Origin of the sequence: Streptomyces sp. NPDC001508 (genome assembly GCF_040298665.1) — a bacterium.
Classification (GTDB): domain Bacteria; phylum Actinomycetota; class Actinomycetes; order Streptomycetales; family Streptomycetaceae; genus Streptomyces.
Genome location: NZ_JBEPAP010000094.1, coordinates 1 through 19334 on the forward strand (window position 1 = coordinate 1; position 19334 = coordinate 19334).

Consider the following 19334-nt stretch of genomic DNA (forward strand, 5'->3'; position numbering starts at 1 on the left):
ACACCCGGCGATCGCCGCTGCCCGCACCCCGCAGAAACACCCGGAACCCGCCCGACACCCTTGATCAGAATTCACGCGGTGGATCGAGGCTCAGTGGCCGGCGACAGCGCGCACGTGCAGACGTTCACCGAGCAAGTCAGAGAGCACAGGCTGTGGATTGCCTCGGGGGGTCGCTTCGGTGTTTGAGCGCAGGCCGCCGCGCGTTCAGTTCAGAACGGGCCCCACTCGTCACGGCCCTCCCCTGTACGGAGAGACCGCACTCGCCGAGCGAATTCGGCACCAGCCCGCTCGTTCGTCGGGACCTGATGACCGAGCCAGGCGACCATCATCAGCTCACGCAGGTCAGCAAGCGTTTCGTACCCCGGCCAGTTCATCAGGTCGAAGCCGTACCGGTGAACGAACTCGGCGTACTCCGCCTTTGTGTGCCAGCCGAACCGGTCGTAGAAGATGGCCGTCTGGATCAGGTCCCACTCGCGCGGGGCGAGGGCGAAGCCATCCAGGTCGATGAGCACGGCGTGCCCGTCCCGGTGGCGGAGGATGTTGCCAATACTGGCGTCGCCGTGGATCAGGCCAAAGGGAAGGACGAAGTCCAGCCGGTCGTAGTCCTTGGCGAGACGCGCCGCTCGCTCCTCCAGGAACGTACGGTCCTCCCCCGGGATGCCGTCAAGGCCTTCCAGGGACGCCGCCACCTTGGCCAACGGATCGAAGTACGGCAGCCCCAGGGATTCAGGCTCTTCGAGCCAGTGCAAGCGGCGCAGCAGGTCGGCCAGCTCGCCGACTGTCGCGTACTCCTCGTTCTCCTGGACGCTCTCCCAGAACGTCACCACGAGGCCGCCGACAACGAGCGGTTGGGTGACCGACGCCGGCACGCGCATGGCCGGGAAGTCCTGCGTCTCAAGCCACCGGGCCACACTCACGGCCCGCTCCATCTCAGCGAGCACCGCCCGGTCACGCGCGATGCGGACGATGACCGGTGACGTCGTCAGGCGGTAGACCGCGTTCGAGCCGAGCCGCAGCAACTCGGCGCCGCGGTGGTCGAGTCCGGCCGTCGCGCACGCCTCTCGGAGGACGGGCGCCAGCCCCTCCGCCGTGAACTCCGTGCCGCCGCCGTCAGGTGCCCCGCCGCTGCCCGAGATCATGCTTCGACCATACGGGCCGTACCGACCGCTCGACAGGCCGCCCACGTAATAGGGGCGTAATGATCTACGCCAGCAGCGACCGCGACCACTCCTCCCCCGCAGGTCAGCACCCCAAAAGCGCAACGGTCTCTGCTGGCCTCCGGAGCCGTGTGCGCAGGTTCGAATCCTGCCGGGGGCACTTCGGATCAAGGCGCTGAACAGCGGAAACGCAGTTCAGCGCCTTTCTCGTACATGCCACAACGCACATGGCCTACCTGACCCTACCCACTCGGTCACACAAGGCTGTGACCTGCCACTTCACCGCGCCAAGCGGGCGGAATCCCAAATGTCTGATCCCGTGCAATTCCTGCGCTCGGGATATGCACGGGACGAAGAGCCACAAGGTGGAGCCCTCGCGGAAGGTCTCCTGCGGTGACCTGCATATTTACCGACGAGCACACCCGCAAAACGCACGCAGAAACAGGCCGTTTCATTTTCCCGAGCCAGCACTCACACCGACAGGAGCAGCCGTCGCCACGGCAGACCTTACCGTGGTACCACCACACGACGGCTTACGGCATGCTGGGCCTATGAGCAGGTACGCCGCAGCCAGGATCTACGCGCTTCCGGAGTCGCTCGACGAGCTTGTCGGGCCGACCTCCGGCACCGTGACCCCGCCCGGCACATCGACTGGGGCCCCCACTACGAGTACGGCCTCGCCGATGAGGCCGACCGCGAGGCCCAAACCACAGCCGGCCTACGCTCGCACCTAAACGCCGATCTCCTGCGTCAGCACTGGACAGTTCCTGCCCGCCCCCGCCCGTGCGTCCTGGCAAAACCAGTTTCCCGAGCTCGCCCCTCTCCACAGCGGCCGCGGCGTAGTGACCGAACTGCATCCAGATGTAGATCACGCGCCCTCGCGGCCAGAGCGTCGACTACCGTCAGCTGACGGTGACGTCGGTGACACGGGCGCCGGAATGATCCGGACCTACTGTCCCACGGCGTGCTGACGGTTCCGGTATAAGTGGCGTGGTCGTTGACGCGCTTGTGGACGGCGCGCTGGGCGATGCCATAGCCGTCGTCGTTGAGGAAGACGAAGACGATCGTGTAGGTGAGCGGACCTGGCCCATTGTTGCGGATGCGGTACTCAGCCCTGGCCACGAGTCCGGTCTTCGTGGTTTCTGTGCCGTATTGGGTAATACTTACGTCGCTTTTGGCACATATAGGCTTTGCCTTCCTTCGGTTCAGCGTCAGCGGTGCACGCCGACTGGGCCAGGAGAAGGAGGACGAGTCCAGCGGATCGGCGGGTGAGTGTTCGCACGGGCATGAGGCGACTCCGGGGCGGCTGGTACGGCAGACCTGACCACCGCCGGAGAGAGCTTCCGTTCGCGGTGGGCGCGGTCACGGAGATAGGGCCGCGCCGCATATTCGGTACTGACGAAACTGATCGGTAGTCAACTAGCGGCAAGGTAGAAGCTGCCGGTCCGCCCATCCTCACGAGCCCGGCTCGGACAGATGCGCCATCGGCGACCACGCGAGACGGCTTGAGGCCGCTGAAGGATCCCAGATCGGCTCCATGCGATGATGATTTCGATTCGCTCGTGCCGTTGACGGGACAGCTTCTGCGACTCCATCGGACCTTTTCCTCCATCTCTCCCTGGAAAGAGGAATTGACTGCTTGTTGACGACACGTCAGCTCGAAGCGTAACGTGCCGATGGGACACTCGGGCGGGCACGATCGAACTCGCCATTCCCAAGCTCAGGGCCGGGAGTTACTTCCCGCACTGGCTGCTGGAACGTAGGCGGCGGGCCGAGCAGTCCCTCGTCTCGGTGGTCGCCACCACCTGCCTGCTGGGCGTGAGCACGCGCAGGGTCGAGAAGCCCGCCGAGTCCCTCGGGGTGACCCAGCTGTCGAAGCCCAGGTCGGCGCGACGGCCAAGCACCTGGACGAACAGGTCGCCGCGTTCGGCACCACCTGGAACGCCGACGGACCTGTCCAGTTCGGCCGCATCCCTCTACCAGGCGCCTACGGCGAATGCACCAACGGTCGCCACGGCAACATCCGCCTCTACTCCCCCGCCCTGCCGCCGGCCGACGGGGCCGCACCCGGCTGCAGCGCAACAGCCCGATGCGGCTCCCGACCCTCATCTGAGGGCTGCCTCCATCTCCCGGGGACGAAGCTTGCCAGGGTTTTCGCCCATATTTTCCATCTCCTCGCCCCTGCTGGCCGCAGGCTCGATCAGGCCCAACCCTGGCCAGGTGACGCCCTGTTGCCGTCTGCCTACCCGCGATAACCTGCACATGTCCTGTGCGGCACAAGCGCCGACACAGCCAGCGACACACGAGGGGCACGAGGGAGATCGTGGAGCGGCGCGACGTGCGGGGGCACTACGACGAACTGGCAGCCGAGTACGACGAGCACTGGGTCTACGGTCCGGACTACATTCCCTGGATGGCCGGCCAGATCGCCGAGGCGCTGCGGGTCAGCTGTGCGGACCGGATCGCCGACGTCGGCTGCGGAACCGGCCTGTTCGCCAGGGAAGTGGCCAGGCAGCTCCAACCAGTCCATCCCATTCTGTGCGTCGATCCTTCCCAGGCGATGCTCCGTCAGCTCGGCACCCCGCCGCCGCCTGACCTGGTGCCGATCGTCGCTTCGGCCGAGGACATCGCCGAAGGGCGTGCCAGTTTGCCGTACGAACAGCTTGACGCGATGTGGCTGAAGGAGTCGGTGCACCATGTGACCGATCAGGCGGGCGCCCTGCGGGGCCTGGCCGAGCGCCTGACACCCAGAGGGCGGCTGTTGGTGGTGATGCTCCCGGCCACGATCCAGTACCCCCTGTTCCAAGCGGCCCTCGACCGCTTCGAGGAGTTGCAGCCGGACCCGGCCGACATCCAGGCGCACTTGAGTGCGGCCGGGCTGGAAGCCAGCCTCACCCACGTCGAGCATGAGCTGCGTATCGACCGGGACAAGTACCTCGGTATGGTGCGCGCCCGCTACATGTCACTGCTGTCCACCTTCACCGACAGTGAGATCGAGAAGGGCATCGAAGAGATGCAGGGCGCTCACCCGGAGTCTGTCCTGGTGTTTCCGGACCGGTTTGCGTTCGTCCTCGGGCAGCGACGAGGGCAGGGCGCGTGAGTACCGTGGTCGACGAGCGGCTGCGGCGCCTGAGGAGCGAACTCGACGACCACTCGCGGATCGCGGATCGATTAGGGCTCGATCTGGAGCGACCGCTGCGGTCCCTCAACGACGGTTATCCGGAGAACGCGGTCGCCCTGATCGGGAAACTGACCGAGAAGCTGCTCAAGGAGCTGTGGCGGCACCACGGCGTCGAGGGCGACCCTTCGACGAAAGCCCTGAACGACCTGGTCAAGCGCTGCCGTCCCTACATCCGCAGCAGCATGGTCATGGACGCGCTCGACGACATCCGGCGGCTCCGCAACCGGTCCACGCACGACGGATACGACATCAGTGATGAGGACGGTCTGCTGGCGGTCCGCCGACTCGTCGACGTGCTGGTCTGGTTCACCGACACGGGTAGCGCTGCGCTGCTCGGCGGAGAACCCGACATGGCCCCCGAGGTGGCGCGCCGCTGCGAGTTCCTTGCCGGGCTGTACGTCACCCTCGGCTACCGGCAGGCCAAGCGGTTCGTCCTCAGCCCCGACACCGTGTACCAGCTGTTCTGCCGTGAGTCAGGAATGCGGCTGGAGTATGTGGAGCTGATGCTCTCCCGGGACGCCGACGACCTGAGCACTGTCCTTGCCTCCAACGGGGGCGAACTGCTGCGGACACGACTGCCCAAACTCACCCGGTTCGTCGTCCTGGACGACGACAGCAGCGGCAGCGCGACGTCCGGCGCGCTTCATCAGATGCTGGGCCTGGACTTCCGGATCGTGCGCTACGACGGTTTCGTCGACGCCATCGTCAATCTCGACAACCACCTCACCCCTCTCGCCTCCGCCGTCGACCCTGCCGAGACCTGGGCCACTGTCACTGCGACGACGCTGACAACCGACCCGCGCACCGGCGAGTCGCAGGTGGTGCAATCCGGGGACGCGGCGGAGCTGCTCGCGCGACTTGCGCGCGGTAGTGCGAACGTATTGGTGACCGGTCGTCCCGGAAGTGGAAAGAGCACGCTCCTGCGCGCGCTGGTGGCCGACGCCCAGGGCCGTCGCTTCCGCTTCTACTTCGACCTCGGCCTCAAACCGAAGGACGAACCGTTCTCCGAGTACGCGGGCCGTCTCCTGGCCCCGGCTATGACACCGTCGGACCGCTCCCGCGCCTACGAGCTTTTCCTCTACCTGATCCGGTCCGGGACCGCACTGTGCGTGCTCGATGCCGTCGACGAGGGCGTCGAGGAGTCGAGCCCTGCCGGATTCCTGCGGCTCTTCACCGATCTCGCCGCCGTCCTGTCCGCCGAATCCGCGGTGGTCATGAGTTCCCGGGTGTCTTTCCTGGCGGACTCTCCCCAGGTGCGGCAGTTGCTGGACAGCGGCGCTGGCCGCTCCGAGCAGCTGGTGGAGCAGATGTACGCGAACGGCCTGGATCCGGCTCGCATCCCGCATTTCCACGTCGTACGCCTGGCCGAGCCCGAGGCCACCCCGCTGGAGAAGCGACTCACCGCCACACTGGGGCTCCCGTCGGGGCAGACGTTGGCGGACATCCTCGGCGCACATGTCACGCGGGCGCTGGCCGAGGGTGGGCAGCCCGATCTGGAGCGCCGCCTGCCCGCCACATTCGGGCAGGCGTTCCTCACCGACCGGACCGTCTTCTCGCTCCTTGACTTATTCCGGCAGCTGGGCGCTGATGCTTTCGCGGACGGACGGCTTGATCTCGACGCCTGTGTCCTCGCACCGCTGCTGCGTCCCGCCGGGGCCGATCACGTCGCCTTCGTGCACACGGCGTACCAGGAACTACTGGCCGCCCGGTACCTCGCCGATCCCGTGAACCGGAACGCGACAGCGGACATTCCCGGCGGTGTCTTCCTCACCGAGCAAGTGCGCGCCTTCCTCGCAGGCATGCCCGGTACTCCGGAGACTGACGACTGCTTGCTGCCCGCTGGGGCATACCTGGTCGGTCCGGCTGAACGGCTGCTGATGCGACGCGTTGAGCGTCCCGTACGCTTCGACCGCCATGCCGTGACGGTCGCACGCTACCGCCGTTTCCTCGACGCTCTTGACGCGGGCGGCACCTCGCGGTGGGACCATCCAGACCAGCCGGACCACGTCACACACCGCCCCTCGACTGACCGGCTGCGGCGGCCCGACTACTACGAGAACCCCCGCTACGACGCTCACCCGGCCGTCTGCGTCAGCTGGTGGAGCGCGTACGCCTTCGCCGCCTTCGAAGGCAAGCGCCTGCCTACCGCGCTCGAATGGGAGGCTGCCGCCCGCGGCGCCGACGGGCGGCTGTTCCCGTGGGGCGACACACTCGACGGTACCCGCGTGAACTGCGCCGACTCGTGGGTCGGCCGGCCTGTTGTGACGTACCAGGCGTGGTATCGGGACTTCGCGGGCGACGCCGTACGCCGGGCCGGCGTCACGCCTGTCACGGAACGTCCTGGCAACCGCTCACCGTTCGGCGTCCTCGACATGGTGGGCAACTGCTGGGAGTGGACCTCCACCGGCCTGGCGGACCCTGGCGAGGCCGTCATCTGCGGCGGCAGCTACGACAACCCGATGCGCGCGGTGCAGGCCAGCAGCAAGAGCGTCTACCGGAAGCACGGTGCAAGCAACGCGGTCGGCTTCCGATGTGTGCAGGACCTCGACAGCGATGGCGGCGGAACAAAGGAGAGGGCAGCATGAGCGGCGACGGGCCCCGCCGAGGAACCCTCGTCGACACACGCCCGAGCGGCGGAGGACCGCGCGGTGTGCTCAGCTCTTACATAGTCCGGGACGACGAGGACGGGCGATACTACGGCTTCGACTACCGGCAGATCGTGACCGAAGGATTCCGGACCGTCCGCACCGGCGAACGCGTCCGCTTTCACATCAGCGCCGAAAGCCCCGACCGGGCGGAATTCGTCATCCGCCTCGACCAGCCCGACCCGGCGGAGTACTACCGGTGACCGGCGACGTTCCGCTGCTCGACGAAGCCATGGGTGCGCGCCAGGAGCTGACCGTGGTCCTGCCCGTGCAACTGCTGCGCGTCCCCAGCTGGGCCGAAGGCCCCTTCCCGTTCGAGCTGGGCAGCCGCCGAACCGACGCCCAGACCCGATCCACCTACTTCGCCCCCGCCTCCGCACGCGCCCTTTACGGGGCACCCGGACGGCCCCGCCGCTGGCACAGGCCGCTGGACGTCAAACACGACGGCATGCACCTGCTCGGCATGGAACTCCTGCGCGCGGCGACTGCCGGCAACCCGGAACACGCCCTCGCCGTCCTGCACTTCAGCGTGGATCGACCTCTGCTGCCGGTGCTGCGGGCTCTGGCCGGACGGCCGGCCTCGGCCGACGAACCGCTCACCGGGCCGTTCGACCCGGCTGGGCTCCTCGACGGCATCGCCGACGTCCGTGCCCCGGGCGCACCGTTCGCCACCGCACGGCCCTACACCATCGCCTTCATGACCCCAATGGCCCAGCACGCTCCCGCCCTCCGCGCGGGCCTGGAAGGGCAACTGCCCGCCGCCGCGGACCGCTGGCTGTGGCAACTGGCCTCACGCTCCACGCCGGAGGACTTCCCCCTCCCACCGGAGAGCGCTGACGAACAACTCAGGTACACCGTGCGGATCTCGGCGGACTGGAGCGCCCTGGTTCTGCGACAAGGAGCTGCCTTCCTCGGCCACCGACCCGACACCGGTGCCGGTGACTTCTTCGACTTCGGGGCACTGCACTCCCGAACCGTCTACCTCGACGCCCTGCTCCTCGGCGCTCTCCAGCGCGATCACATCGACGAGCTCACCGACGAACTCTCCGGGGTGTTCGAGTCTTCACGGCTGGCACACCGCGTCGGCGGCCTGGAGCGGAACATCGCCGTCTTTCGCAGCACCTACTGGCGACAACACCTCACCGCTCACGGCCCGGCGAACGATCTGCTGCTCGCCTTCCAGAACCAGCACCGGCTGCCCGCCCGCTTCAACGCGATCCTCGCCGAAGCCGCCGACTACAGCAGGCTCGTACAGACACAGGAAAGCCAGCAGATCAGCGGCGCCCTGGGCGTCCTCACCATCCTCGGCCTGCCCCTTGGCACCGCCCTCAGCATCCTGCAAGTCCTCGGCGACGACTCCGTGACGCACTTGCTGATAGCACTCTCACTGTCCGTCGCCGCCACGGCAGCGGCCTTGACGACACGGTACGGGCGCCTGGTCCTGTCGTCACTCCGCGGCGGAGAGGGCGAGGTGTAGCCGCGCCTCGACAGCGGTTCGGGCCACAGTGGTGCCCGTGCCCTTTCGGATGGCGCTCCCAATCCCGAGTTGGCTCCGGGAGGTTCGCCCTCGCTTCCTGCGAGCTTCAAGCCGGTGGACCTCCGCAATCACCAGCTCATCCCCGCCCATCAGCCGCTTCCCTTGTTCCGATTTCCCGTGTCCCTCGCCGGGGGCGCCCAGAATGAGGTGCCCAGAGAGCCCGGCACCAGCGGGAACCTTGAGGTCGGGGTCTTCGCTTGTGTGCAGGCGAATGCAGCGCTGAGCGGCCCTGGGTCGGGGCTGTGGATTCGTGGGCAGGATCTGAAGGCGTCTGCCCAGGGCACAGCAGCTGCCTTGGAGCGGCCGCCGCTCGGCGTGCCAGTCACGCTGCAGATCCGCGGCGTCGAATACGCTGCGAGGACGTCCAACCTGACGTCCTTGATATTGCGTGCGCACAACTGGCTGCCGCACGGTGGTGGCTCTTCACGTCGGCCCGGGTGGCGCAGCCGCCGCACGCAGGAAGGGGTGTGGCATGAGGCCTCCAGGCGTGCACCTGCGGGAGATCACCGACGACAACCGGGATGCTGTTCGTGCCCTCCGCGTCCGACGTGATCAGAAGCAGTTCGTCGCCTCCGTGTCCAAGTCGCTCAAGGAGGCGGCAAAGAAACCGGAGACCAATCCCTGGCACCGCGCCGTGTACCGCGGCGACGAGCCAGTCGGCTTCGTCATGCTTTCGTGGAAGCCGCCGGCTGGTCCTTACAAGGGGCGGCACTTCATCTGGCGCCTCCTCGTCGACAAGCGGCACCAGGGGCGGGGGGTCGGCCGAGAGACTCTCACGCAGATCGCCGCACTGGTTCGTGCGGACGGCGCCACCGAGCTGCTGACCAGCTATGAGCCCGGCGACGGCGAACCGTGGCCCTTCTATCGGAAGTTCGGGTTCGAGCCCACCGGGGAGATCGACGACGGCGAGATCGTTCTGCGACTCGCCTTCCCCGTTCGGTGAGCTGTTACGGAAGCGCGGGCCCTTACCCCGCGTCCGGCCATTCCTCCGGAGGTTCTGGCGGCTCCGGGTCAGTCTGCAACTGCCGCTCCGCTCGCCGCCCGTTCTCCGCTCGTAGCACCGTCAGCCACGGCCATAGATCCGGTAGCCGTTGTGCCGAGCAGGCCAGCCGATGCTCGATACGGCACCGTTGAAACGGATCGGGCGGACACACTCCGTAGACGGTGACCCGACCGTCGGAAAGTTCGATCCACCGATGCTCCGCCGGCACCATATGGGCCAGCGGGGTCATGTCCGGCTCCAACAAGATCCATTCATGCTCAAGCGTCGCCACTCGGTCCTGCGGCAAACCGCAGTACGGGCAGCGTAACTGCCCGCCATTCAGTCGACGCGGCTCCCCCTGTAATAGCCCCATAACGCCAGAGTCGACAGCTCGGCGGCACATGCGTAGAGCGCGAATCGGACGAGACGTATGTGGCAGCCATTCACTGGCGAAATGGAACGCGACGCGGCAGGTGCTACTGGCAACCAGAAGCCGAGGGCGTGCGGCTGGTACGCGACAAAGCCCCCGGCGGCGCGGATGCGTGCAGCGCATGGCCCGGCGAGGACACGTACGGACCGTGGTCCGGTGCCACGGTCCGTGCCGGCGGTGCAGCGCTCAGGTGGTCAGCCGACCTGGTTCACCATGCCCGGGGCCGCTGCGCGGGTCCGGTGTCGGCCCACAGCTGGTCGACACGCGAGCGCTCGGTGGCGTCCGGGTAGTGGTCGGTGCAGGACGGGCCGGGGCCGGCGCCCGACATCAGCTCACTGCACGGCCCGCTGTAGTCGTCCGGCAGGCCCAGTACGTGCCCGGTCTCGTGGGTGACGACGCGCAGCGAGTCGTTCTGCTGGTTCTGGGCGTAGTCGAGGAAGACATAGCCGCTTCCATGGCCGTTGGTGGAGGCGTAGGACCCGCGCGGGTCGTTGCCCTCGTAGTAGGAGAAGTCGGCACCGCTCGACGCCGCCTGGAGCTTGACGTTGGACACGGAGCTGTTCCAGATCGAGGCCGCGCTCGATATCTCCGAACGGAAACTCGGTGCCTGGGAGTCGTCGTAGTAGAGGGTCACCGCCTGCGTGTTCGGCTGGGCGGCGCGCTTCTCGGCGACCGACTTGAGCACGGCCTCGAAGAACGCCTTGTTGTTCGCGGCCTCCTCAGCCGACCCGGCGTACCCCGCCACGGAGGCACTGGCGGCAGCGGACGGGGCGGCGGCCGTCTGGGCGCTCGCCGGCACCGCCACGCCCAGCGCGCTGGAGGCCAGGCCCAGGCCGAGGGCGAGGGCTAGGAGTCTCGCGGACGTTCGGGACGACTTCATGTGGGGGGCTCCAAATCACTCGGTGACGCCGAGCGCCCGGTGCGTGGTCTGCTCTGCGTGAACACCCGTTCCGAACTGCGGCGACGTCCTGTGGGTCGTCATTCTTAGGACGGCTCGACAGGGAGCACAACGGGTCCTGCCACTACGTCGCCTCGTAGGGCCCGGGGTCTCGCCAGGGCCGTGTCGCGGGTTTTCGGTCCGCACATGGCGGCAGGAGGGGACGGTGACGTAGCGTCAGAAGCGCTAAAGCATTGGGTAATGGGCGTGCGGGCCGGCCGGGCGGCATCCAGGGACGCGCGGCGGGATCCGAATCCAGACCAAGACGGACAAATGCCCAGATGTCTGCCTCGTCGCATCTACTAAGCGTGCCGGTTGGTTGGCGGAGTGCTGTGACCGACGTCATAAAATATGGGCGTGTGACCCAGATACGCGTCAAAGGGGCGATGAATCCTCCTTGACAACGTCTCGTGACGGTTGGGGATCTTCGTCCAGGCAGTGCGGCCGTGTCCGAGTTGGAGCGGGACGAGAAGCGGTGTGCTTCTCTCCCGACGCGACCCAGGCGGCCACCGCGGGCCGCGATCACGTCGTGCGCGTCTGGGCGGTCGCATCCGGTGAACCAGTCCGGCAGCTCACCGGTGCCGGGGACATCGGACGGCAGGCGGCGCGGCCGCCGGACGGACTGCGGGTCGCCGGCACGTTCAGGGACCAGGTCGTACGAGTAGGGGAGGCCGACACCGGCCGGATCAGGCACGAACTTCGCGGCCGTACGGGCGACGTCTGGGGTGTCCGTCGTTTGGTCACCGTCGGGTACGCGGCTCGCCACCGCATCGACTGACGGCCGGCTATGGGACCTGAAGCCACGGGGCGTCGAGTCCGTCCTGGTCCACGGGCATGGCGGGCCGGCCAACCAGGCCGCGTGGTCCGGCGACGGCGCCCGGGCGGGCCTGCAGAGCGTTCACGAGGACGCGCCGGTCTACTACGTCGTTGGAGCCGACGTGCTTCCACCGGGCGCGCTGAAGCGGATTCTCCGAGAGGTCCCCCGCGACCACCGCGTGTTCGAGGGCGGTGTTCAGGGCCCGGCGGCGGCGCCTGTACGTGCCCCCCGCCGCCGGGGTGCCGTCCAGCTTGTACCCGAGGCGGTACAGCACATCCTCGAACGCCTCAGCGTCTGTCACATCGACGACTGGCCGGTCCGCCGTCGCGAGCCAGTCATAGGCAGCCTTGAGTTCGGCCGGCGGGGTGTCTCCCCAGCGTTGGCCGTTGCACTTTGCTCGACGCCGCTGTCGACCGAACAGCGCCCCTCGTGCGCTGCGCTGCGTAAGCTGGATCACCATCATGTGGACGGCCGCTGTACCAGGGGGAAGTGCGCCATGGACGACCGGCTTCGCGACTTCGCGAAGGGTTCACCGAACTTCGGAGTGCTGTACCAGCACCAGCCATTGCTGGCTCTGTACGGCGCGTCGGCCGAAGCTACGGTCTTCACCAACCCCAATTCCGCTCTGGTGCAAGCGGGCCAGTTCGGGGAGGTCCTCGCCGAGGAACTGATCGCCCGGATCGGGATGCGTATCGAGGGTGACCGTCAGATCGACCGGTTGACCGCGCTCACCAGAGCCGGAGTCCTCGTCCCCGAGATCCGAGACGACTTCGACCGGTTGCGTCGCGACCGGAACAAAGCGGCCCACAGCCACCTCTTCAACACCTCACGAGCTCTCGCCGCCGTCCGGGTCTGCTACAAGCTCGGACTGTGGTTCCACAACGCCATCGACGGGCGGCGGACGGTCGCCGAGTTCGTACCGCCCACCGACCCGGGGACAACGACCGGCATCACGGACCCCGCCGAACTGGCCGAGCTGCGTGAGGCCCTGGAGGGACACCGCCAGGCGCTCACCCAGGCCCGTACACGGCTGGCCGAGTCCAGTGACGCTCTGGAGGCCGAGCGCAAGGCGCGAGCCGAGGCCGAGCACCTGATCGCCAGCGCCGATGCCAACAAGCGCGAACTGCTCGCAAGAGTGGAGCAGTTGACCGGCCAGATCGAGGAGTTGCGCAGCACCCAGCAGGCGAAGTACGAGGCCGCCCGCAGGCAGCCCCGACGAGTGGACGCCGGCCGACGCGACACCATCATCCATCGCGCCCAGCGCCCCGCCCCGCTCAACGAAGTGCAGGCGCGCGAGACCATCGACGCCATGCTCCGCGCGTCCGGCTGGCTCATCCAGGACCGGGATCAGCTCAACCCGCAGGCGGGTCAGGGTGTGGCGGTCCGCGAGTTCACGCTGGCCACCGGTCGCGCGGACTATGTGCTGTACGTGGACGGCCGCATCGTCGGGGTCATCGAGGCCAAGCGCGAGGGCGACCATCTCTCCAGTGCCGTCGAGCAGAACGATCGTTACGCGGCCGGCGTACCGAAGGAGCACCGGCTCGCGGTATGGCGCGAGGCCGAGCCTTTCGCCTTCCGTTACGCGACGACCGGCGCGGAGACGTACTTCGTCAACCGACTCGACCCCGACGCCCGCTCCCGCGAGGTCTTCTCCTTCCACCGCCCCGAGACGGTCACGGCCTGGATGCGGCGCGCGGACCAGTCCCCCGCCACGCCCACCTTCCGTGCAGCCCTGCGACAGCTACCCCTCCTGGAGCCCAACGACCTGCGTCTAGCGCAGATCGACGCGATCTCCGGCCTTGAGGAATCCCTGGGCTCCGACCGTTCACGGGCCCTGATCCAGATGGCTACTGGCGCCGGCAAGACGTACACGGCGGTGGCCCAGACGTACCGTCTGCTGAAGCACGCCAAGGCCCGCCGCATCCTCTTCCTTGTCGACCGGAACAACCTGGGCAAGCAGGCACTCGACGAGTTCCGGAGGTTCCCGACACCCGACGACGGCCGCAAGCTCTCCGACATCTACAACGTCGACCGACTCGGCGCCTCCGGCCTTCAGGAGACGTCGTCCGTTGTGATCTGCACGATCCAGAAGATGTACTCGCTACTGCGGGGCGAGACGCTGACCGACGACGAGCAGGCCGACGAGGCGACGGACAACGTGGCGTACGAGGACACGTACGAGAGTGCCGCGCCGATCGAGGTGTCGTACAACCCGGACGTGTCGATCGAGTCGTTCGACCTGATCATCGTGGACGAGTGCCATCGCTCGATCTACGGGCTGTGGCGCGGGGTGCTGGAGTACTTCGACGCCCACCTGGTCGGCCTCACCGCCACCCCAAAGCCCCAGACGCTAGGCTTCTTCCACCGCAACCTCGTCTCTGAGTACACGTATCCACAGGCGGTCGCGGACGGTGTGAACGTCGACTTCGATGTCGTCCGTATCCGCTCCGACCTTCGGGAGAACGGGGTCGCCACGATCGAGTCCGGGACGACGATCAGGGTCAAGGACCGCAAGACCCGGCGGCAGCGCTACCAGGAGCTGGACGACGACTTCACGTACACGACCGGGCAGATCGGCCGGTCCGTGGTGACGGTCGACGAGATCCGGGCGGTGCTGACCGCCTACCGGGACAACTGGCGGCGCTGGTTCCCGGGCCGCAGCGAGCTGCCGAAGACCCTGATCTTCGCCGTCGGTGAGGACCATGCCGAGGATGTCCTTGCCGAGGTGAAGGAGGTCTTCGGGCGTGGAGACGACTTCGCAAAGAAGATCACGTACAAGAGCCGACAGGCCGGGGAGGACCCGGACGAGCTGATCCGCGCACTGCGCACCTCGCCGCGGCTGCGGGTGGCCGTGACGGTCGACATGATCGCGACCGGCACGGACGTGAAGGCCCTGGAGTGCGTGATATTTCTGCGCGAGGTGCGCAGCGCCGTGCTCTTCGAGCAGATGAAGGGACGCGGCGCACGCACCATCGATGCGACAGAGCTCCAGGAGGTCACACCGGACGCGGACGCGTCCGTACGAAAGGACCGGTTCGTACTCGTCGACGCGGTGGGCGTCACGGACTCACCGCTGGTGGACGCGAGGCCGCTGGTACCGGCGAGTGAGCGGCAGGTGTCGCTGGCCAAGCTGCTTGACAAGGCAGGGACGAAGTCGATCAGCATGAGCGAGGCCGAGACCCTGGCGGGCCGCCTGGCCCGGCTCAACCAGCAGATGACGGACGACGAGCGCGAGCAACTGGAGCGGATGGCCGGTGGCAAAACCCTGTCCCAGATCGCGGGCGCGATCGTCGCCGCCGTGGACCCGGACCGGCAGGAGCGGGTCCTTGAGGAGAGTGGACGCTCTGCGGCGCGGAAGCTGGTCGAGGACGCACTCGCTCCGCTGACCGCCAGCCCGGAGCTGCGTCGACAGATCATCGAGATACGGCGGGACAAGGACTACGTCTTCGACGAGACGACGGCCGTGAAGATCACCGACGTCGACGAGGTCCCACGGGAGGAGCGGGCGCGGGAAGAGATCGGCCGCTGGAGCCGCCTTCTGAAGGAGGAGCGGGACCGCATCGCTGCGGTGTCGCTGGCGTTGAGCAGCCCCCGGACCGTGTCCCCGGCCGAGGCGTACGCTGCGCTACGGGAGCTGGCCACCGAGATCCACCGGCCGCAGTATGCCTGGACGGCGCAGGTGCTGTGGACCTACTACGAGGACCTGGGCGCCGCCGCGCACCGCCCGGGACGCGAGGCCGGCGTCCCCGACCTGATCTCCCTCATCCGTTACGAGCTGGGCGTGGATGAGGAGCTCCGTCCCTACCGGGATACGGTGGAGGAACGCTTCGAGGCGTGGCTGCTGAAGCAGCGGCAGGCCGGGGCGGACTTCTCGGAGGAGCAGCTCTGGTGGCTGCGGGCGATACGGGATGTCGTGGCAAGCGACGTCGGCATCGGCCCTGCCGAGTTCAACGCCGAGCCCTTCAAGGGGCGGGGCGGGGGGCGCGGGTTCCAGCACGCTTTTCCCGGGCGGGATGTTCGGGCTTTGTTGGGTGAGTTGAATCGGGAGCTGGCTTGAGTGGGTTGAGCGACGTCGGACTTCCATCAGGCTGGGTCCGTACGAAATTCTCGGAAATCGGCGACGTGGTCTCGGGTGCCACTCCGAAGACCAGTGTTGCGGAATACTGGGACGGCGACATTCCGTGGATCACCCCCGATGACCTGTCGAAATTTCCCGCAAAAATAACCCGTTCGGGTCGAAGGTTCCTCACACAGAGCGGCTACGACGCGTGCTCTACTCGCCGGGTTCCGACAGGATCGGTGTTGTTCAGCTCACGCGCCCCGATCGGATACGTGACGATTGCGGGCGAAAGTCTGTGCACCAATCAGGGCTTCAAGACCATCGTGCCCGCAGTCGGCATTTCCTCAGACTATCTCTACTGGTACCTACAGTTTGTCACGCCTGACATCTCGGCTCGCGCGAGCGGTACCACGTTCAAGGAGATTTCCGCAAAGGCATTTGCGGAAACAGAGATCGACCTGCCTCCTCTCGCAGAGCAGCATCGGATTGTAGAAGCGCTCGAAGACCAACTGTCCCGCCTCGATGCAGCGGACGCGAGCGTAGCCAACGCGAGGCGGCGAATGCGGCCGCTCGTATCTGCAATACTGAACAAAGTAGTGCTCGGTCTTCCACTCGGTCGCGATATTCTTAGCGGCGCAACGTGGGACAGTCAGAATCTCCTCGCGGGATTCCACAGCAAGCGCTTCAACTACAGCTCTCTCGCCACTCTTCCTCATGGCTGGTTCTGGCGCCGCGCCTCCGACGTCTGCGAACTCATTAACAGTGGCTCAACCCCCAAAGCCCACCTGATGCATTCAGGAAACGGCGAAGTTCCTTTCCTGAAGGTCTACAACATCACGCAGGATGGACGAGTCGACTTCACCATCAAGCCGACCTTTATCGATTCTGCAACACACGAGAACCAACTGAAGAGATCTCGCGTGCGCCCCGGGGATGTACTCACGAACATCGTCGGCCCCCCCTTGGGCAAGACAGCCGTAGTTCCGGAGCAATATCCCGAGTGGAATATCAACCAGGCCATCGTTGCGTTTCGCGCCGGACCTGAGATTCATCCTGCTTGGTTGGCTCTAGCGCTTAGATCACCCTACGTGTTGGGGATGCTCCAAAGAACCTCGAAGGCGACTGCTGGGCAGTTCAACGTCGCCCTCTCCACGTGCCGCGAGCTCCCGTTGCCTGTGCCGCCGATCGACACGCAAAAAGGACTCATCACACAGGCGACGGAACTACTGGAGGCGAGCGATCGGCTGGCAGCTCAAGTCGCGCCCCTCACAACGCGCTCCGAACATATGCGGCGGGCGATTCTCCGGCGCGCTTTCACCGGCAGCCTCGTCCCCCAGAACCCCAACGACGAGCCCGCTTCCGTCCTCCTCGACCGCATCCGGACTGAGCGTGTGACTCACGGCGGCAGCAAGACAAAGCGCACCCCACGCCGCTCCCGTAAGACGGCTGGAGACGCACCGCCCCCTCCGCCGCCGTCCACAACAGAAGTGCCCACCGCCACCACCGCCGTCCAGCAGGAGCTCCCCCTGTGACCCCCGCCACACCCACTCAGGCGAACGTCCAGACCAACGTCCTGGTCTCCAAGCTCTGGAACTATTGCAACGTCCTGCGGGACAACGGCCTGTCGACCATCGAGTACGTCGAGCAGCTCTCCTACCTGCTCTTCCTCAAGATGGCTGACGAGATCAAGAACGACCCTTTCACCGAGCACGAGGCGCGCACAGTCGTACCAGCCGAATACGACTGGCAGTCGCTCGTAGGGCTCAAAGGGCTTGAGCTGGAGGCCCATTACCGCGCCATCCTCACCGAACTCGCCAAGAACCCCGGCACCACCCTCGGCACGATCTTCGCCAAGGCCCAGAACCGCATCACCGAACCCGCCCTCCTCGAAAAGCTGGTCGTCGATCTGATCGGCAAGGAGGATTGGACGATCCAGGGGACCGACCTCAAGGGTGACGCGTACGAGGGACTGCTCGCCAAGGGAGCCGAGGACACCAAGACGGGGGCCGGTCAGTACTTCACGCCTCGCGCGCTCATCGACGCCATCGTCGACGTGATGCAGCCGCGCCCCGAGGACACCATCACTGACCCGGCCTGCGGTACAGGCGGCTTCCTCATCGCCGCCCACAGCTACATCCGCAAGTACCACATGCAGAACCTCTCCCGCGAGCAGCGCCTCGCACTCGGTGCCGACAAGCGGAAGATCTGGGGCAATGAGCTGGTCACCGGCACGGCCAGGCTAGCGGCCATGAACATGTTGCTTCACGGCATCGGTGAAGCCGACGGAGAATCACTCATCACCGAAGGTGATGCACTGGCCCAACAGCCGAGCCAGCACGCCTCCCTCGTCCTCGCCAACCCCCCTTTCGGCAAGAAGTCCGCGATCACCGTCATCGGAACGGACGGCAAGGCCGAGAAGGAGGACATCTCCTATGAGCGGGACGACTTCCGGGCCACCACCACCAACAAGCAACTCAACTTCCTGCAGCACATCATGTCGCTGATGGAGATGAACGGGCGTGCCGCGGTTGTCCTGCCCGACAACGTGCTCTTCGAGGGCGGCGCCGGTGAGAAGGTGCGGCGACGGCTGCTCGACGACTTCGATCTGCACACCATCCTGCGTCTGCCCACCGGCATCTTCTACGCAGGCGGTGTGAAGGCCAACATCCTCTTCTTCGAGAAGAGGCCACCCCGCAGCGAAGGTGCCAACACGTCCAAGCTGTGGGTGTACGACCTCCGCACCGGCAAACACTTCACCCTGAAGCAGCACCCGCTGCGGCGCGCGGACCTGGACGAGTTCGTCGAGGCATACCTGCCGGGCAAGCCGCGCAGCGAACGCGTGGAAAGCGAGCGTTTCAGAGCCTTCGACTACGAGGAGCTGATCGCCCGCGACAAGGTCAACCTCGACATCACATGGATGAAGGACCCGGCTCTCGACGACGCCGACAGCTCGCTCCCGCCCGAGGTGATCGCCCAGGAGATCGTCGAGGACCTTCAGGCCGCCCTCAGTGAGTTCGCCGCCATCGCCCAGGCTCTCGGCGGCGAGGTCTCGGCCGCGGCCGACGAAATCGAGCCAACTGGTACCGAATGATCCACAAGTGAGTTGCTGTGCCCCTGTTCTCGCAGGAATCCTTGGACGCGAGGTTCTGGCGAGAACGGGAGAAGTTCCATGGCGGTGGCAGCCCATCCGCAGACGCGCGAGTTCCGCGCATTCCTGACCAACCTTGAGTACGCCCGGAAGATGGTCGTGGCCGGCCAGAGCCTGGCTGCCTTCCAGTCCCCGGTCATCGACATCGGCGACTTCTACCGTGCAGCGTGGGTGCAGGCCGTCAGCGCCATCGACCACTGGTTCCACGAAGAGCTGTACCGGCGGGTGGCGGAGCTGGCCGCCGAGGACAGCCCCGGCATGCCGTACCAACTGACCAGGTTCGAGCTGCCGTTGGTAAAGGTCGAGGAGGTACGGCGCGGCACCACCACTCTCGCCGATGCCGTCTCCGAGCACGTCAAGGCCAAGTAGGGCAACGCGGCCCTGCAGAACCCGCGCAAGATCAGCGAGGCGCTGAAGCTGGTCACCGAAGAGGACATCTG

At 66.6% G+C, this 19334-nt stretch carries 14 protein-coding genes and 1 pseudogene; 11 read left to right on the forward strand and 4 right to left on the reverse strand.

The features are described 5' to 3' along the window. Positions 1-209: 209 nt before the first annotated feature. Positions 210-1139 (reverse strand): phosphotransferase family protein, encoded by a 930-nt coding sequence (locus ABT245_RS42960; protein ID WP_351745733.1) that lies wholly within the window; start codon positions 1137-1139, stop codon positions 210-212. Between the two features lie 1695 nt (positions 1140-2834). On the opposite strand from ABT245_RS42960, the pseudogene ABT245_RS42965 reads away from it, so the two are divergent. The 6 genes and pseudogenes from ABT245_RS42965 to ABT245_RS42990 form a co-directional block, all read left to right on the forward strand. Beyond that, a pseudogene (locus ABT245_RS42965) lies at positions 2835-3121 on the forward strand (transposase); the annotation flags it as partial. 359 nt (positions 3122-3480) lie between these two features. Next, the gene (locus ABT245_RS42970) at positions 3481-4257 is read left to right on the forward strand and encodes a class I SAM-dependent methyltransferase (protein ID WP_351745736.1); all 777 of its coding nucleotides are present in this window, start codon (positions 3481-3483) and stop codon (positions 4255-4257) included. After that, the gene (locus ABT245_RS42975) at positions 4254-6923 is read left to right on the forward strand and encodes an SUMF1/EgtB/PvdO family nonheme iron enzyme (protein ID WP_351745741.1); all 2670 of its coding nucleotides are present in this window, start codon (positions 4254-4256) and stop codon (positions 6921-6923) included. Before ABT245_RS42970 ends, ABT245_RS42975 begins: the two co-directional genes overlap by 4 nt. After that, positions 6920-7186: a hypothetical protein gene (locus ABT245_RS42980; RefSeq protein WP_351745743.1), complete on the forward strand. Its 267-nt coding sequence runs from the start codon at positions 6920-6922 to the stop codon at positions 7184-7186. The genes ABT245_RS42975 and ABT245_RS42980 overlap by 4 nt, the downstream gene beginning before the upstream one ends. Continuing rightward, positions 7183-8460, forward strand: a complete 1278-nt coding sequence (locus tag ABT245_RS42985; protein ID WP_351745746.1) for a hypothetical protein — start codon at positions 7183-7185, stop codon at positions 8458-8460. Before ABT245_RS42980 ends, ABT245_RS42985 begins: the two co-directional genes overlap by 4 nt. Positions 8461-8992: 532 nt before the next feature. Beyond that, positions 8993-9463 (forward strand): GNAT family N-acetyltransferase, encoded by a 471-nt coding sequence (locus tag ABT245_RS42990; protein ID WP_351745748.1) that lies wholly within the window; start codon positions 8993-8995, stop codon positions 9461-9463. 22 nt (positions 9464-9485) lie between these two features. Here ABT245_RS42990 and ABT245_RS42995 read toward each other — a convergent pair whose 3' ends face one another. Beyond that, a complete protein-coding gene (locus ABT245_RS42995; protein ID WP_351745751.1) occupies positions 9486-10055 on the reverse strand; it encodes a DUF6083 domain-containing protein in 570 nt (189 codons plus the stop codon). Between the two features lie 85 nt (positions 10056-10140). After that, positions 10141-10812, reverse strand: a complete 672-nt coding sequence (snpA, locus tag ABT245_RS43000; protein ID WP_351745754.1) for a snapalysin — start codon at positions 10810-10812, stop codon at positions 10141-10143. 532 nt (positions 10813-11344) lie between these two features. On the opposite strand from snpA, the gene ABT245_RS43005 reads away from it, so the two are divergent. After that, positions 11345-11647: a WD40 repeat domain-containing protein gene (locus ABT245_RS43005; RefSeq protein ID WP_351745756.1), complete on the forward strand. Its 303-nt coding sequence runs from the start codon at positions 11345-11347 to the stop codon at positions 11645-11647. A gap of 7 nt (positions 11648-11654) precedes the next feature. On the opposite strand, the gene ABT245_RS43010 is transcribed toward ABT245_RS43005, so the two are convergent. Continuing rightward, entirely contained in the window at positions 11655-11987 is a 333-nt protein-coding gene (locus ABT245_RS43010; protein ID WP_351745758.1) for a hypothetical protein, read from the reverse strand. Positions 11988-12182: 195 nt separating this feature from the next. Here ABT245_RS43010 and ABT245_RS43015 point away from each other — a divergent pair, with 195 nt between their 5' ends. The 4 genes from ABT245_RS43015 to ABT245_RS43030 all read left to right on the forward strand — a co-directional run bounded on the left by ABT245_RS43015 (position 12183) and on the right by ABT245_RS43030 (position 19263). Continuing rightward, complete coding sequence (locus tag ABT245_RS43015; protein ID WP_351745760.1) at positions 12183-15743, forward strand: DEAD/DEAH box helicase family protein; 3561 nt, start codon at positions 12183-12185, stop codon at positions 15741-15743. A 5-nt stretch (positions 15744-15748) separates the two neighbouring features. Then, positions 15749-17278, forward strand: coding sequence for a restriction endonuclease subunit S (locus ABT245_RS43020; RefSeq protein WP_351745763.1), 1530 nt, complete (start codon positions 15749-15751; stop codon positions 17276-17278). Then, positions 17275-18837 carry a type I restriction-modification system subunit M gene (locus tag ABT245_RS43025; protein ID WP_351745766.1) on the forward strand — a complete coding sequence of 521 codons (1563 nt, stop codon included), beginning with the start codon at positions 17275-17277 and terminating at the stop codon, positions 18835-18837. Before ABT245_RS43020 ends, ABT245_RS43025 begins: the two co-directional genes overlap by 4 nt. A 78-nt stretch (positions 18838-18915) precedes the next feature. Then, positions 18916-19263: a hypothetical protein gene (locus ABT245_RS43030; protein WP_351745769.1), complete on the forward strand. Its 348-nt coding sequence runs from the start codon at positions 18916-18918 to the stop codon at positions 19261-19263. Positions 19264-19334: the final 71 nt, after the last annotated feature.

Bases quoted from the DNA above. Each gene is read 5' to 3' on its own strand.
- ABT245_RS42960 (WP_351745733.1), bottom strand. From the start codon at position 1,139: ATGATCTCGGGCAGCGGCGGGGCACCTGACGGCGGCGGCACGGAGTTC.
- ABT245_RS42980 (WP_351745743.1), top strand. From the start codon at position 6,920: ATGAGCGGCGACGGGCCCCGCCGAGGAACCCTCGTCGACACACGCCCG.
- ABT245_RS42990 (WP_351745748.1), top strand. From the start codon at position 8,993: ATGAGGCCTCCAGGCGTGCACCTGCGGGAGATCACCGACGACAACCGG.
- ABT245_RS42995 (WP_351745751.1), bottom strand. From the start codon at position 10,055: ATGCGCTGCACGCATCCGCGCCGCCGGGGGCTTTGTCGCGTACCAGCC.
- snpA (WP_351745754.1), bottom strand. From the start codon at position 10,812: ATGAAGTCGTCCCGAACGTCCGCGAGACTCCTAGCCCTCGCCCTCGGC.
- ABT245_RS43015 (WP_351745760.1), top strand. From the start codon at position 12,183: ATGGACGACCGGCTTCGCGACTTCGCGAAGGGTTCACCGAACTTCGGA.
- ABT245_RS43030 (WP_351745769.1), top strand. From the start codon at position 18,916: ATGGCGGTGGCAGCCCATCCGCAGACGCGCGAGTTCCGCGCATTCCTG.